A 16,613-nucleotide genomic window follows, 5' to 3' on the forward strand; every position below is an offset into this window, starting at 1 on the left:
ACGTATTCCACAATCTTTTTTTTCAATAAATACTAATTATTTAAAATAGAAAATCTCTTATTGTTTATTATGGTGTGGAAAAGTGGTATAAATTCCTTTATTCAAATTTTGATTTTAGGTTTTTATGGAGTTTTCAACAATTTTTCAACAGGATTTGTCTATTAAAGAGCTGATTTTTAAAATTCTAATTTATCGTATTTTTTATTTTCCATATATTTTTGTTGAATAGTTTTTGTTTGGAAAATGTGGAAATCTATGGATTTTTGTGCGGAAAAATTTTAGAAATAAGGCTTCAAAATAGGGGATTTGTGAATTGTTAAATACTTTTCATTTTTATTTAACCTTTTATTTACACGTTTTCCACATTTTTCGTTAATTTGAATCGTCACTTTTGGGGATAGTTTGTGAATTTTAATTTATATGGCAGATAGAAAGGTAGATTTTTTGGTCATTGGATCAGGTATTGCTGGATTAAGCTTTGCTTTAAAGGCATCGAAATTCGGTAAAGTATTGATAGTCACTAAGTCCAATGAGGATGAGTCTAATACAAAATATGCGCAAGGGGGAGTGGCTGCCGTTGTGGATAAGTCAGATAGCTTTGAAAAGCATATCATTGATACTCAGATTGCTGGGGATGGTTTATGCGATGTTGAAATTGTGGAAAACGTAGTAAGAGAAGCGCCGGAGCGGATAGCAGAACTTATTTCATATGGCACATCATTTGACAAGGAGGAATCGGGCTTGTATGACCTGGCAAAAGAGGGGGGACATTCAGCTCATCGTATTTTACATTATAAAGATATAACTGGCTACGAAATAGAGCGTGCATTATTGGCTCAAGCACATAGTGATCCTAATATTGAAATTGTAACACATTACTTTGCTATTGATTTGATTACACAGCATCATCTGGGTGAATACGTGGATAAAAATAGAGAAGACATTACCTGTTATGGAATTTATGCTTTTAATACCTCATCACATTTAGTTGATCAGATTTTGAGTAAGGTCACCGTGATGGCCTCTGGGGGAGCTGGGCATGTTTATTCGAGCACAACAAATCCAACTATTGCGACTGGGGATGGTATAGCGATGGTGTATCGGGCAAAGGGTAAGGTACGTAATATGGAGTTTATGCAATTTCACCCTACTTCTTTATATAATCCAAAGGATTCGCCTGCATTTTTGGTATCCGAAGCTGTACGTGGATTTGGGGGGATTTTAAGGAGGATCAATGGTGAATCTTTTATGGAGGAGTACGATGAACGTGCTTCTTTGGCACCAAGGGACATTGTTGCTAGAGCTATTGATGCCGAGATGAAGAAGTCGGGTATTGATTATGTTTACCTCGATATTACGCATCGGGATAAGCAGGATATTATCAAGCATTTTCCAAACATTTATGAAAAGTGTCTTTCGATCGGACTGGATATGGCGAAGGATTTTATACCAGTTACACCGGCGGCGCATTACCTCTGCGGGGGTATCTATGTAGATGATTTTGGACGCAGTAGCCTTGTTAATTTATATGCTTGCGGTGAGTGTTCTTCTACTGGACTACATGGTGCAAACCGATTAGCTTCTAATTCGCTTCTTGAAGCACTTGTTTATGCACATCGTATTTTCTTAGACGCCACAAAGTCGATAGGATTGATTAACCATATTGTTGACGTTCCGGAATGGGATGACTCTAAAACCTCACTTTCAAATGAGGATATTTTAGTAAGTCATAATTTGCGCGAATGCCAAAAGATTATGAGTGACTATGTTGGTATTGTGCGTTCCGATTTTAGGCTGGAGAGAGCCCTAAAGCGATTACATCTTTTATATGAGGAAACTGAAGAGTTTTATCGGAATACAAGGCTTTCTGTTAAATTGTGTGAATTGCGTAACGTTATTCAAGTAGCTTATATTGTGACAAAATCAGCTATGTTGAGGAAAGAAAGCAGAGGATTGCATTATACAACGGACTACCCGAAACATTCGGAGGTACTACAGGATACAATTTTTTAAGGAACATGGCACTTATTTTACCTGTTTTAGATATATCTCCGGTGATAGCCGAAGAATGCTTCTTAGCTCCTAATTCAACGATTGTGGGAGATGTAAAGATTGGACATCACTGTTCGGTATGGTTTAACGCTGTAATACGTGGGGATGTCAATTATATTCGTATTGGTAATTATACGAATATTCAAGATGGTGCTGTTATACATTGTACCTATAAGAAATGCGGTACAACGATTGGAAATTATGTGAGTATTGGCCACCAGGCTATGGTACATGGATGTATTTTGGAAGACCATGTACTCATTGGTATGGGAGCTATCGTTATGGATAATGCTATTGTTGAATCGAATGTTATTGTAGCAGCTGGGGCCGTGGTGTTAGAAAACACCCGCTGTGAATCGGGATTTCTATATGCTGGGGTACCTGCGAAAAAGATAAAGGCACTTACTGAAGAGCAAAAAGGTCTATTGCAGCAGCTACCACATAATTATGTTATGTACAGCTCTTGGTTTTAGCTTAATCGAATTAGCAGTATTTTAAATTATTATTTTAGAATGGCCTCACTTATTCTTTTTTGAGGCCACTCAATGAAAAACTATCTTTTTGTTCCCAATTAGCACGTATAGTAAATACTTTATTTAAATATATAACAGGTTCCGGAAAGGTTTTCTTTTCGACATCTCCGGTATCCCAGATTCCATTATCATTGTCGTCGCGAATTACACGTATGCTATACTTTCCTCCTGGATACTGTTTGTATACGACGGTCGGATTGTTCATGTTTATTTTGTCGACGCGGTAGACTTTATCTTTTTTCTCATTGATCAACTCTACCAGATATGTAGTATTGCTATCTAAATCTGTAAAATCAAATGTCAGATCCCCATAGTTTTCACTATCGTCATAAGTCAAATCCAGCTTTTTCTCTTTATTCTGCTCGCCAAAATAGCCTGTTATGGCGCCTTCTGTAAACTCAATTTGGTACTTTTTATCTTTTCTCCAATTATATCGAATATGGTAGATATTGCTATTCGCTGTATCAACGGCAAGTTGGTAATTGGTTCGGACCAATGAGTCTTCTTTGAATTTCAACTTGGTTTTATCGATATTCTTGATGGGTGTGAATGCAGATACCTGAAGGTGTGTAATCCGATCGACTCGCCCATTATTTGGGGTAAAAATTGGCTCAATTGTCTGCTCTATTTTTACATTCCCTTTTCTGATTAGAATGGTGTCCAATGGTCTTTCATTTTCTGTCAGAACTAGCTTTAGGGAGTCTATTTTTAAATTTGGAATAAACAAAGTAGCGGAGTCCGATGTATTTGAAAAACGTACTATTTTATCTTTGTTGTTTACTTCATCATTTAGGATATTGAGTTTGGGTTTGTCCACTCGCCTGTTAAAAATAAGAAGTATACTTCCATTTTTTTCAAATTTCTTCTCTTGCGTTCTAAACTTTTTTGGGGTTCCTTTGAATATCTCTAAATTGATATTGTTTAAGTCTCGCTCTAGTACGATAGAGTCTTTTAGGAAACCTATTTCTTCATCAGCGCCATTATAGATCCTATCATTGTTCTTTTCTTGAAGTGCGTAAATGCGATAGGTTCCTTCTCTTAAATTGTTTAGTTTGTAATTACCGGCAGTATCCGTTGTCGTAAATATATTCGCTTTCTTCTTGCCGAAAATAGAGTCTTGGCTAATGGGGATCAATAAGACTTTAACATCTTTTTGGACCTCTTTGGTCACTGCGCTTTTTACATTACCGGATATACTAAGTGAATCTATTTTGTCTCCTGTTGCGAATACATAAGCATAATTGACTAGTGCATTTCCTGCGTTATAATCCACTAGTCCTTTACCGAAATATATGCTGTAAGTTGTATTTTTCTCTAGAGAATCAGGTAAGGTAATTTCTAGATTTTTTTTCTTGACCTTGAATTCTGGGTTACTCCCCATGTCTGGCGTAATGCTGAATTCTTTTTGTTGATTTGCCAGTTTGATATACTCGTCGAAAGTGATAACTATTTTTTTCGCTGTAAAATTCTTCGAAAAATTCGTAGGGCTTTCCAATAGTATTTTCGGGGGAATGGAATCTTTTGGTCCCCCCGTAGGCTGTTGTATGCTCGCACATTGTATAGACAAGCCAATAAGCATAATAAACATGCTTAAAATAAGTAATCTTGTTTTTAAGCTACTTTTTAGCCTTTTTGAACCACTTTTATTTTCTTTTAAAGAAGTTGTCATAAAAAATAGAATATTGTCTTAAATCGCTTATTTTAAGCTATGTAATGTTTTATATGTAAATGTTTGTTTGTCAGTTGTTTAACTCATGTGTACCATCAATACGGTGATATCAGAGGGTGAAACACCCGAGATTCTTGAAGCTTGCCCAAGTGTACGTGGTTTTACCTTTGATAGCTTTTGTCTTGCCTCAATGGATAATGACGTTAGCAAGCTGTAGTCGAAGTCAGGGTTTATTTCTCTATCTTCCATCTTCTTCATGCGATTAACTATTTCCATTTCTTTATCGAAATAGCTTTCATATTTGAGATTGATCTCTGCCTGTTCGATGGTATCGTTATCAAATTGGGATACATAATGCGCAAAGCCTTCGTCACCTTTCAGAATATCGTGGATACCAACTTGTGGTCTCGCAAGTACATTACTCAACCTTGTTTTCTGAGGAAGTGCGCTCGAGCCAACTTCCGCTAAAACAGTATTCATCTTTTCGACATTGGTTGAATTTTGTTTTAGATACTCGATTATTTTAGTTGAGTTATCAATTTTGTCTTGTACTTTTTTGAGTCTTTCTTCTCCTACTAATCCCAATTTGTAAGCTAATGGGGTTAGGCGGATATCAGCATTGTCCTGGCGTAAAAGTAGACGGTGTTCTGCTCTTGATGTAAACATACGGTACGGCTCTTCAGTTCCTTTTGTTACAAGATCGTCAACCAATACACCTATATAAGATTCGGATCTTTTTAGAATAAGTTCCTTATCATCGTTGATACGTTGATGCGCATTTATCCCGGCTAGGAAACCTTGAGCGGCGGCTTCTTCATAGCCAGTAGTCCCATTGATTTGTCCTGCAAAAAATAGATGTTTCACCAATTGGGTTTCTAGGGTTAGATCCAATTGCATTGGTGGAAAGTAGTCGTATTCTATGGCATAACCTGGTCGGTACATCTTTGCATTTTCAAAACCAGGGATTAATTGCAAAGCTTTTAATTGTACATCTTCCGGCAATGAAGTCGAGAATCCATTGACATAGATTTCTACTGTTTTAAAACCTTCGGGCTCCACGAATATCTGATGTCTTTCACGCTCGGCAAAACGATTGATTTTATCTTCTATCGAAGGACAATAACGTGGTCCCAATCCTTTGATACGTCCAGTAAACATGGGTGATTTTTCAAACCCAGTACGAAGCATTTCGTGAACTTTATCATTTGTATAGGTAATCCAGCAACAGCGTTGTTCAGTAGGTATTTCTACATCTGTATAAGAAAATCGTCCTCTTTTTTCGTCACCCCACTGTTCTTCCATCAATGCATAGTTGAGGCTTCTTCCATCTATACGAGGTGGTGTCCCTGTCTTCATTCTTCCTGATTCGAAACCAAGGGAAACAAGTTGTTCGGTTAAACCTGTGGCTGCCTTCTCTCCTGTTCTACCGCCTCCAAATTTCTTATCGCCAATGTGAATTACACCATTTAGAAAAGTTCCATTAGTTAGTATGACAGCGTCCGATTCTATTTCTATTCCCATCGAAGTGATGACACCGCAAGCTCTTCCATTTTTGACGATAACTTCTTTTACCGTATCTTGCCACATATCTAAATTCGGAAGAGACTCCAATTGTAACCTCCATTCTTCAGCAAACCGCATTCGGTCATTTTGTGTACGTGGGCTCCACATAGCTGGACCTTTCGAAAGATTGAGCATTCGGAATTGAATGGTTGATTTATCTGCTATGATACCGGTATATCCACCCATAGCATCTATTTCTCTTACAATTTGTCCTTTTGCGACTCCACCGATTGCGGGGTTGCAACTCATTTGGGCTATTACCCCCATATTCATTGTGATGAGTAAAGTGGACGAACCTAAGTTGGCTGCTGCCGCCGCCGCCTCACATCCGGCATGACCTGCACCAACTACAATTACATTATATTTTTTAAACATTTTTCTGTTCTTGTTCCACGTGAAACGTGGCGTTTTTATTTCTTTGTAAATTTACGTTTTCTTTGTGTTCCACGTGAAACCTCTGGTGAAATTTTACATAAAATCAGCAAGATATAGCCATCTTTCGGATTTGTCGTCTATCTGTTTTTGGATAGATTGAATTTCTTCCGCTAAGGAAGAAAGTTTTAGATGATCTGTTACCTGGCTTAGTTCTTCTGTTTTTAACGATACTTGTGTTTCCAGTTTTTCGATTTCCTCTTCTAGTTTATTATACTCCAATTGTTCCTTGTACGAGAGTTTTTTCTTTTCCTCTTTTACAATTGGCTTTACCTGTTCTTGGGTTATCCTTTTTTGTTTTTCTTTTTCTAACTTTTGGATTTCGTCTTGTTCAAGTTTAAAGTCAGCATAATTTCCATTGTATATCTGTACGCTCCCCTTTCCTTCAAAGATGAAAAGTTGATCCGTTAATTTATCTAATAGATACCTGTCGTGTGATACTAATATGAGTACTCCTTTGTAGTTGTCAAGAAAATCTTCCAGCACGTTTAATGTATCAATGTCCAGATCATTGGATGGCTCATCCAGGATTAGGAAATTTGGATTCTTCATTAAAACACGCATTAATTGAAGTCTTTTTTTCTCCCCCCCACTTAATTTGTTAACGAAACCAAATTGTTTTTCAGGAGGAAATAAAAAGTGGGTTAGCAACTGTGAAGCTGTGATTACTTCCCCATTTGCCATTTCAATATAGTCTGCTATATTTTTTACAACATCTAATACTCGATCGTTTTCGTTTACTTCCAATCCTCCCTGTTTATAGTAACCATATACTGTGGTTTCCCCTACCGCTATAGACCCTGTATCAGGTTTTTCTTCTCCCGTGATTAAATTAAGAAAGGTTGATTTTCCAGTACCATTTTTTCCAGCTAGACCAATACGATCACCTTTTTTAAAGGTGTATGAAAAATCATGTATGATTTCTTTTGCTCCATAACGTTTGGCAACATGTTCCAGTTCGAGTATTTTTGAGCCCTGTCTGCTTACTTTTACACTGAGTTGTACCGAGTCGTTTCCTTTAATTGCTTTAGATTTTTCTTCCAAGTCATAGTATGCTTCAATTCGTGATTTGGATTTGGTACCACGTGCCTGTGGTTGACGACGCATCCATTCCAATTCACGGCGAAGTAGATTTCTGCTTTTCTCAACCATAACCGCATCAATGGTTTCGCGTTCGGACTTCTTTTCTAGAAAATAAGAATAGTTACCTTTATAGGTAAAGAGATTGCCCCTATCCAGCTCCCGAATCTCAGTACAGATATTATCCAAGAAGTAGCGATCGTGCGTTACTAAAAGAACGGTTTTGCTACCTGTTGTTAATAGTTTTTCAAGCCATTCAATTGTTTCTATATCCAAGTGGTTGGTGGGTTCATCTAATATATAAATATCCGGCTCGTCTATCAAAAGCTTGGCTAACGCAAGGCGTTTTCGTTGGCCTCCTGATAAACTTTTGATATCTTGATGGAAATCCATAATGTTTAAACGATTAAGAATCGTCTTAATATTATGCTCATACTCCCAGGCATTCAATGAACTTATTTTTTCTGTAAGATCTTCTAATTTTTTCTGATCGATATCAGTCTCCAATAGCAGTTCCTCGTACTCTCGGATAAGACGTTGTTGATCGTTATCTGTACTATAAATAAAATCATTGATTGATTTTAATCCTGTGAAATCAGGATCCTGTTCTAAGAAACCAATTTTTATACCTTTTTCTTTTACAACTTTTCCTGAGGTTGGTAAGATTCGCTCTGCTAAAATGGCGAGTAAGGTTGATTTACCTGTGCCATTGATTCCGACCAAGGCCACACGGTCACCCTTTTGGAGACCAAAATGTAAATCTTTAAAAAGCCATCGATCATGGAAGGAATGGCTTACTTGTTCTGTAGCTAAAATACTCACGTTATATCACCCTAAATTATATTCAGTCAATTTACACGTCAAAACACGACCAAGAGGTTTCTTCCCTTGGTTGCGCATACTGTGTTGATAATCAGTGTTTTAATACTTTATTGTTGATTATCAGTTATTTATATATTGAATCAATAATCGTTTTGATTGTTGACTAATTTAATCTATCGGGTGGCATACGATCAAATGCTAGCATTTGCCATCGGGTATAATTAGTATACCCCGAGGTTGGCATGTTCATTTGGAATGCTCGCAAAAATAAAGAAATAGTTTCTTATTCGATGCGAAAAAAGCTTCGTTATTTGATTAATTGGCAATAATGATACTGCCTTGATAAAATTAATTCAATGCGTAATCAGCTATCAGATTGAAACGTGGTATTTCAACTTGAAAGCTGCCGTTGTCCAGTGTTCGGATCATATTGTAATATCCTTCCATGAATCCGAATTCGCTATTGAGATTGCAACCTGAGGTATACTGATGAGTCTGGCCAGGTTCTATAATAGGTTGTTCGCCTACTACCCCTTCTCCAGATACCTCCCTATAGTCTCCTTTTGCGTCAAAGATTTTCCAATAGCGACTTATCAATTGAACCGTGTAATCGCTGAGATTTTCTATGCTGATATGATAAGCAAACATGAAATGTTCACGGTCCGGATTCGAATACTCTGATTGATAGATGGTTTCAACCGAGATTTTTACGCCTTCTGTAATTTGTGTGATCATTTGAATGATGTTTATTGTTGCAATGAATATTTACGCTAAAATACTAATAATGAGTTTAAAAATCGAAATTATAATCATTTTAAAAGGTTAAATAATGCTAAGTTTAAAATTAGTATAGCCAAATGGACCTTAATTAGTAGGTTTGTATTATGGCAAATGGTATCTTATATTTAATTCCTGTTCCGTTGAGTGATGACGCAGCTTTCCAATCGTTTACTGCATATTTAGTGGAAACAATCAATTCATTGGACGAGTATATTGTGGAAAATGAAAAAACGGCTCGTAAGTTTTTAAAACTTGCAGGTTTAAAGATTCCGCAGAGCGAACTAAAAATTCATGATTATGGAAAACATGTGCGGGATAAAGGAAATATAAATGATTTTTTTGGAGGCTTGAAACAGGGCAAAAATGTTGGTTTAATGTCTGAGGCAGGATGTCCTGGTGTTGCTGACCCTGGAGCTTCTATTGTAGCACGGGCACATCAGTTGGGTATTAAAGTCGTTCCACTTGTTGGACCTAGTTCTATTCTACTAGCGCTTATGGCTTCTGGATTTAGCGGTCAGAAATTTGCTTTTCAGGGGTATTTACCTATCGATAAAATTGATCGAGCTAAGGAAATTAAAAATCTCGAACAACAATCAGCACGCGAAAAGCAGACTCAGATTTTTATTGAAACTCCATTTAGAAATAATCAGCTTTTGGCTGATCTACTTAAAATATGTAAACCTTCCAGCTTACTCTGTGTTGCGTCAAATGTAACTGCGGCCGATGAAAATATCCAGAGTTTGACGGTTGCTGAGTGGAGAAAACGATCGTATGATTATCATAAAAAGCCTACTATTTTTTTACTTTATGCATGATGTTTTTATAGCTCCCCCCTACCCTATCTTCATTGATGAAGTTTAGTTGAGAAGCTAAAAGCTGTTTTTATTCAATTGAATCATGTTTTAATAAAGTAAGTGAGTGGTTACATTTAGTTTCTAAATAAAAATGTAAACTGGGTTATCAATACAGTTTCTGAATAGATTTTCTTAAGTGTCGAGAATAATTAAATATATAAAACCATGAATCACTGTAGATTACTATTTATTATATTTTTCTTTTCATTAGTTGGATTCGGTAAAGATGTTTCTGCGCAGTCTTCTACGTATGTGATCGTCCATGGAGCTTGGGGTGGAGCTTGGCAGTTTAAAAATACTGCTGTTGAGTTAGCGAAGAAGGGAAATGAGCTTTACCGCCCAACACTAACAGGCTTGGGCGAGCGTTATCATTTAGCAGATACTTCTATTCGATTGCAAACTCATGTCAATGATGTTGTAAATACGATTCTGTTTGAAGATCTTCATGATATTATACTGGTGGGACATAGTTATGGTGGTATGGTAATTACGGCTGTGGCCGATAGTCTTCCGGATAGAATACGTAAATTGGTTTACTTGGATGCTATTCTTCCGGAGGATCAGCAATCGGTAATAAACTTAATGGGGAAATCTACTGCAGCAAATGGACTGTTAAAATTAGAAAAGGATGGTTATATTTTTCCTTTCTGGGTGAAGGACGTTAAGAAGCTTCCTAGAGATGTCCCCCACCCGCTAAAAACAATGACAGATAAGATTAATTTAAAAAACCCGAAACGACTTAAGATCCCAAGTACATACATTTTGACTTATATGGATGGTACAGCAATTGAGGAGGACGATTTTTACCCGTTTTATAAGAAGGCTAAAACCATGGGTTTTAAAACAATCGAATTTGTTGGAGATCATAATCCACAAATAAAAAGGTTGAAAGAATTAGTAGATTTGTTGGAACAGGAATAATAAATAAGCAATAAATAGTTCAATGACGCAAGAGGAATTAATAAAAGAGTTAAGTAAGCCTGAAGTAATTTATACCGCTATGGGTATTGTGGCTATACGTATTATTGTATGGCTTTTATTTGCAAATACAATTCGAAAGACCTTAAAATTGGTCGCTAAAGAAAATAGATTAATGACGCCTAACCAATCCTGGTTAGCTGCCATTCCGCTGGTTAATATTTATTGGAATTTTCAGGTTGCTTCGCGTCTAAGGGATTCTTTGATCAATGAATTTTATGATCGGAAAATAGCTGTGGAAGAAAACCCTACGTTTAGGAAAGGATCGCTATATGCATGGATTTACTTGGCCACAAATATTCCTCTCCCACTTTCCATTTCCGGTGTACTGATCATTATGCATTTTGTGACCTTGGCTAATTATTGGTTTGAAATTAACGCGAATAGAAGAATTTTGGAAGAACATAATAAATTTAGAGAAAAGGAGGTAATTGTAGACCATGAAAATTAAAGAAGTCATTGATTATTTGGAGCAATTGGCTCCTTTAGATTTGCAGGAGTCTTATGATAATGCTGGGCTTATTGTGGGCGACGCCAATAGAGAGATTACAAAAGTGCTCATTTCTTTGGACTGCACAGAAGCTGTTGTAAAAGAGGCCATTGATAAAGGATGTAATTTAATTATTTCGCATCATCCTATTGTGTTCAAGGGCCTAAAAAAATTTAATGGAAAAAATTATGTGGAGCGTACGGTTATTAAAGCAATTGAACATAAAGTTGCATTATATGCCATTCATACAAATCTCGACAATGTTACCGGTGGAGTGAACACGAAAATTGCCGATAAATTGGGATTAGAAAATCAGGCTATACTGGAATCTAAAACAAATGTATTGCGGAAAATGGTCGTTTTTGTACCGAGGAGTCATGTTGAAGATGTCCGACAGGCATTGTTTGATGCGGGTGCAGGTAAAATCGGAAAACACTATGATCAATGTAGTTTTAATACGGCAGGTTATGGTAGTTTTAGACCTTTAAAAGGGGCCGATCCTACCATTGGAGAGATTGATGTTCAAGAGCGTGTAGAGGAAACACGAATTGAGGTTATCTACCTGAAATCTAATGAAAGGAAGTTACTTTTAGCACTCTATGAAGCTCATCCCTATGAGGAAGTAGCTTATGATTTGTTTGATATTCAAAATACGGCTACCGAAATTGGTGCTGGAATGATTGGAAATTTGGCTGAACCAATGGCTGAATTGGAATTTTTAGCTTATCTTAAGGACAAACTGAGGTTGAATGTCATTCGTCATACAGCCTTATTAGATAAAAAAGTTAGTCGTGTAGCTGTCTGCGGTGGCTCGGGTGGATTTTTACTTGGTGCAGCCAAACGTTCTGGCGCTGATTTTTTTGTTACAGCAGACTATAAATATCATGAATTTTTTGATGCTGAAGGTGAAATAGTGATTGCAGATACGGGACATTTTGAGAGCGAACAATTTACGCAAGAATTATTGTACGACATTATTACGAAAAAATTTCCTAACTTTGCAACCTTAACAACAGAAATAGATACAAATCCTATAAAATACTACAGTTGATGGAACAAACCGTAGAACAAAAATTGAAAGCATTATGGCTTTTACAAGCCATACATACTAAAATAGACAAAATTCGCCAAGTTCGTGGTGAATTGCCTATGGAAGTTGCAGATCTTGAAGATGAGATTGCGGGTTTAGAAACTCGTATTGAGAAGATCAGAATAGACTTAGACGATTTAGAAGATTCGATCGTTAAGCGTAAAAACATGATTAAGGATGCCCAAGCTGCTATCAAAAAATATGAGTCGCAGTTAAATGAGGTAAAAAATAATCGTGAATACGACGCTATTTCGAAAGAAATCGAAATTCAAGGTCTTGAGATTCAGGTTTGTGAAAAAAGAATTAAAGAAGCAGAATTCGAAATTCGCAACAAGACAGAAAACTACGATACTACTGTAGGTAATCTTGAGTATAGCAAAAACGAGCTTGAGGGAAAAAAGAAAGAATTGGAAACAATTACTTCTGAAACTCAAAAGGAAGAAGATGCATTATTGGCTAAAGCTGCTGAGGCCGAGGCTAATATCGAAGAACGCTTAGTAAAGGTATATTACCGTTTACGTAACTCGTTCAAAAACGGACTTGCTGTTGTTTCGATTGATCGCGATAGCTGTTCAGGATGTCATAATAAGATTCCTGCTCAAATGCAATCAGAAATACGTCAACGTAAGAAAATTATCATTTGTGAGCACTGTGGTCGCGTTTTGGTCGATGAAGGAATTGTGTTAGAAATCGAACAAGAATACGGTTTCTAATCTTCAATAGCTAAAGAAAAGTCCTGCTGAAAGCGGGACTTTTTTTTTGTCATATTTTTTATGCAACTTTGTGGATATACTAACTAGGTCCACTTTACAAAAGTGTAGTTTTGTGTGTGGTAAATTTAACCTTTAAACGTTTATGAATAAAACTCATTTCAAGTTATTTGCTGCCTTTTTGCTCGGTACATCCTTTCTGCAAACAAAAGCGCAAGAAACCTTATTGCTTCGAAATCCCAGTGTAAGCGCTAGTAATATCGCTTTTGTCTATGGTGGAGATATTTGGATTGCAGACAAAAATGGCGCTAATCCAAGGCGGCTTACTACAAATCCTGGCGTAGAGCAGAATCCGATGTTTTCTCCTGACGGTAAGAAAGTGGCATTTACGGGGAATTATGATGGAAATACGGATGTATACGTGATTCCTATAACAGGTGGTGAGCCTAAACGTATTACTTATCATCCCTCGTCGGATGTATTGCGCGGATGGCTCAATAATGATGAAGTATATTATACTACATCTCGTGATTTCACCTATGCTTTAAGTCCACGATTATACAGTTCCAATATTCAAATGTCAGGAATGGACAAGGCGCTCATTATGCCTGAGGCTACTCAGGGAAGCCCTTCTGCCGATGGCCGTTACTGGGCTTACATCAAGAATACTGACCCTACTGAAAGAGATCGAGTAGCCTTTAAACGTTACCGGGGTGGTGGCATGCCAACCATTTGGATTTTTGATACCAAAACAAAAGAAATCGAGGCTATTCCGAACGTTAAAAGTAATGATGTTAAACCATTATGGTTGGGAACGAAGGTTTATTTCCTATCTGACCGCGATAAAATTGTCAATATTTTTAGCTACGACACCAAAACCAAAAAGGTTGAAAAACTAACAGATTTCAAAGATTATGATGTGCGTTCCTTGAATGGGAATGGTAACGACTTGATTTTTGAATATGCTGGAGTATTGAATACACTGAATCTAAACGGAAATAAAATTACTCCTTTGCACATCACTGTGAATACAGATGTCATGTATAAAAGGCCGTATTATAAAGACATCAAGGACGATATACGTTATGCTACTCTATCGCCAACGGGCCAGCGGGCACTATTAGAAGCACGGGGAGAGATCTTTACGGTACCAAAGGAAAAAGGAGAAGCTCGAAATTTATCTAATTCACCAGGTTCGCATGAACGTTTTCCAGATTGGTCTCCTAATGGCAAATGGGTTTCATATATTTCAGATAAAAATGGATCCTATCAGTTGGTACTGATGGATCAGTTCGGAAAAGATCAGCCATTATACTTTAATTTAGGGGAAACCCATTTCTATTTTGAACCCACTTGGTCGCCAGATTCAAAGAAGCTTTTTTACAATGATTCGCATCTTAATCTGTATTATATTGATATTGCTTCCAAGGCTGTTGTCAAAGTTGCCGATGACAAATTAAGTGGTCAAACCGGGCGTGTATCCAATCATTTCCAACCAAGTTGGTCTCCAGATTCAAAATGGATTTCCTTTATACGTACACTGGAAAACGGGGCACCTGCTGTGTTCATGTATAACTTAGATACAAAGAAAACTCAGCAAATTACGGATGGTATGAGCTCTGCCCGCAGTACTGCATTTTCGCAAGATGGTAAATATTTATTTTTCACGGCGAGTACAAATACAGGTTTAACAAATTCTGGTTTACATATGTCCGCTGTACAGCGTAATGTAGATTATGCAGTCTATGCTTTTATCCTGTCGAGCAAAACACCATCATTCTTTAAAAACGATAGTGATGATGAGCAAATCCGTGAAGATAAACCTGATAAAAAGGAAGAGGGAGAGAATAATAAAAAGGAACGTGTAAAAGAGAATGATAAAAAAGCTCCTAAAAAGGATAAGAAGGAAGAGTCAGTTGCAAGCAAGCCGGTTGAAAAATCTATTCAGGTAGATTTCGATCGTATAGAGAATCGAATTGTTGCCCTTCCTTTGCCAGCCGGTCCTTACTGGAATTTAAATGGTCTGGTTCCAAATCAATTGACTTATCAACGTGGTGGAACAATCGGTGCATATGATTTTAAGGATCTTGAAAACAAAACCTTAGTAGAGAATGCACGTAGCTTTGTTATTAGTGCAGATGGTAAAAAGATGTTATATCAAACGGGAAATGGATTCAATATTGTAACAGCTGGGCAAAAAGTAGCCTCTCCTACTGCGGGGGAAGTCAAATTGGGTGGAATTCAGCAACTGGTGGACCCTGCGGCGGAATGGAAACAGGTGTTCAATGAAGTATGGTCGATGCAAAAAGACTATTTCTATGTAGAAAATATGCACGGTGCAGACTGGAAGGCGATGAAAGCCAAATATGAAAAATTCCTACCTTTTGTAAACCATCGTTCTGATCTTGGTTATTTATTGAACGAAATGATGGGAGAAATGGTTGTAGGACACAATTATATCTATCCTGGAGATCAACCTTCCACGCCATCAGTTTCAGTTGGTGTGTTGGGAGCAGATTATACGCTAAAGAATGGTTATTATCAGATCGCCAAATTGTTTACGCGTCTTGAATGGAATCCATCGTTCAAAGCCCCATTGGCTGAACCGGGATTAAACATAAAAGAGGGAGACTATATTGTTGCCGTGAATGGTACTGAATTGACTGAGGATAAGGATATCTATAGTTTATTTGACAATACTGTTGGTAAACAAGTTACGTTGAAGGTCAATTCAAAACCATCGCTGGTTGGCGCACGTGAAGTAATCGTTAAACCGATCTCGTTTAGTGATGAAATGAACTTGCGTAACATGGAATGGGTCGAAAGGAACCGTAAAAAAGTAAATGAATTGAGCAATGGGCAAATAGCTTATGTGTACATGCCGAATACCGGTCCTGAAGGGTATACCTATTTCAATCGGTATTACTTCGCTCAGATGGATAAAAAGGCTCTTCTAATGGACGAAAGAAACAACGGTGGTGGCTGGGTTGCCGATTATGTGATCGACCTCTTATCTCGCGAGTTAATCGCTGGCTGGGGAATTCGTGATGGAAAAGGATTTACAACTCCGGGAAATGGTATTTATGGACCAAAAGCCATGATTATTAATGAAAATGCAGGCTCAGGTGGCGATATGATGCCTTATATGTTCCGTTTTAAAGGACTTGGCAAATTGGTCGGTCGTACAACAATGGGGATTTTGGTTGGCATAAGTGGTTATCCTCCTTTGTTGGATGGAGGCCGTATTACTTCTCCAAACTTCGGTGTTTATGACCTTAAAGGAAATTGGATTATCGAAAATGAAGGGGTCGCTCCTGATGTATTTATCGAACAATTACCAAAAGATCTTTTGGAAGGCCGAGATCCACAGCTTGAAAGAACGGTGAAAATATTGTTGGAAGAAATGAAAACATATCCGTATAAAAATCTGCAGAAACCGGCAGATCCAATTCGAGTGAATTAGGATAATCTATATTAAAAAAAGGCTTTGGATTTTTCCAAAGCCTTTTTTTTGATCATATATGCTGTGTCAAATGTATTCATATTCGTGATGATCGAAT

At 37.3% G+C, this 16,613-nt stretch carries 12 protein-coding genes; 8 read left to right on the forward strand and 4 right to left on the reverse strand.

All coding sequences use genetic code 11. The annotated features are described in order from the left end of the window. The first annotated feature begins 420 nt into the window (after positions 1–420). On the forward strand, positions 421–2,013 hold the full coding sequence (gene nadB / locus A9970_RS28180; protein WP_088163399.1) for an L-aspartate oxidase: 1,593 nt from the start codon (positions 421–423) through the stop codon (positions 2,011–2,013). A gap of 5 nt (positions 2,014–2,018) precedes the next feature. Continuing rightward, a complete protein-coding gene (locus A9970_RS28185) occupies positions 2,019–2,525 on the forward strand; it encodes a gamma carbonic anhydrase family protein (protein ID WP_182984480.1) in 507 nt (168 codons plus the stop codon). Positions 2,526–2,574: 49 nt separating this feature from the next. Here A9970_RS28185 and A9970_RS28190 read toward each other — a convergent pair whose 3' ends face one another. The 4 genes from A9970_RS28190 to apaG form a co-directional block, all read right to left on the reverse strand. After that, entirely contained in the window at positions 2,575–4,254 is a 1,680-nt protein-coding gene (locus A9970_RS28190) for an Ig-like domain-containing protein (protein ID WP_182984481.1), read from the reverse strand. Between the two features lie 78 nt (positions 4,255–4,332). Beyond that, a complete protein-coding gene (gene mnmG, locus A9970_RS28195) occupies positions 4,333–6,192 on the reverse strand; it encodes a tRNA uridine-5-carboxymethylaminomethyl(34) synthesis enzyme MnmG (protein ID WP_182984482.1) in 1,860 nt (619 codons plus the stop codon). A gap of 93 nt (positions 6,193–6,285) precedes the next feature. Next, entirely contained in the window at positions 6,286–8,151 is a 1,866-nt protein-coding gene (locus A9970_RS28200) for an ABC-F family ATP-binding cassette domain-containing protein (protein ID WP_182984483.1), read from the reverse strand. Positions 8,152–8,499: 348 nt separating this feature from the next. Then, positions 8,500–8,886, reverse strand: coding sequence for a Co2+/Mg2+ efflux protein ApaG (gene apaG, locus A9970_RS28205; protein WP_046673176.1), 387 nt, complete (start codon positions 8,884–8,886; stop codon positions 8,500–8,502). Positions 8,887–9,035: 149 nt separating this feature from the next. Here apaG and A9970_RS28210 point away from each other — a divergent pair, with 149 nt between their 5' ends. The 6 genes from A9970_RS28210 (at position 9,036) to A9970_RS28235 (ending at position 16,516) form a co-directional block, all read left to right on the forward strand. After that, positions 9,036–9,746, forward strand: coding sequence for an SAM-dependent methyltransferase (locus tag A9970_RS28210; RefSeq protein ID WP_182984484.1), 711 nt, complete (start codon positions 9,036–9,038; stop codon positions 9,744–9,746). 204 nt (positions 9,747–9,950) lie between these two features. Next, complete coding sequence (locus A9970_RS28215; protein WP_182984485.1) at positions 9,951–10,706, forward strand: alpha/beta hydrolase; 756 nt, start codon at positions 9,951–9,953, stop codon at positions 10,704–10,706. Between the two features lie 22 nt (positions 10,707–10,728). Next, positions 10,729–11,214 carry a hypothetical protein gene (locus A9970_RS28220; protein ID WP_153847935.1) on the forward strand — a complete coding sequence of 162 codons (486 nt, stop codon included), beginning with the start codon at positions 10,729–10,731 and terminating at the stop codon, positions 11,212–11,214. Continuing rightward, complete coding sequence (locus tag A9970_RS28225; protein WP_182984486.1) at positions 11,204–12,304, forward strand: Nif3-like dinuclear metal center hexameric protein; 1,101 nt, start codon at positions 11,204–11,206, stop codon at positions 12,302–12,304. Before A9970_RS28220 ends, A9970_RS28225 begins: the two co-directional genes overlap by 11 nt. Beyond that, positions 12,304–13,056, forward strand: coding sequence for a zinc ribbon domain-containing protein (locus tag A9970_RS28230; protein WP_046673181.1), 753 nt, complete (start codon positions 12,304–12,306; stop codon positions 13,054–13,056). Before A9970_RS28225 ends, A9970_RS28230 begins: the two co-directional genes overlap by 1 nt. Positions 13,057–13,198: 142 nt before the next feature. Further along, on the forward strand, positions 13,199–16,516 hold the full coding sequence (locus A9970_RS28235) for a S41 family peptidase (RefSeq protein WP_182984487.1): 3,318 nt from the start codon (positions 13,199–13,201) through the stop codon (positions 16,514–16,516). Positions 16,517–16,613 lie beyond the last annotated feature (97 nt).

This window comes from Sphingobacterium sp. UME9, from assembly GCF_014170215.1.
Taxonomy (GTDB): domain Bacteria; phylum Bacteroidota; class Bacteroidia; order Sphingobacteriales; family Sphingobacteriaceae; genus Sphingobacterium; species Sphingobacterium paramultivorum.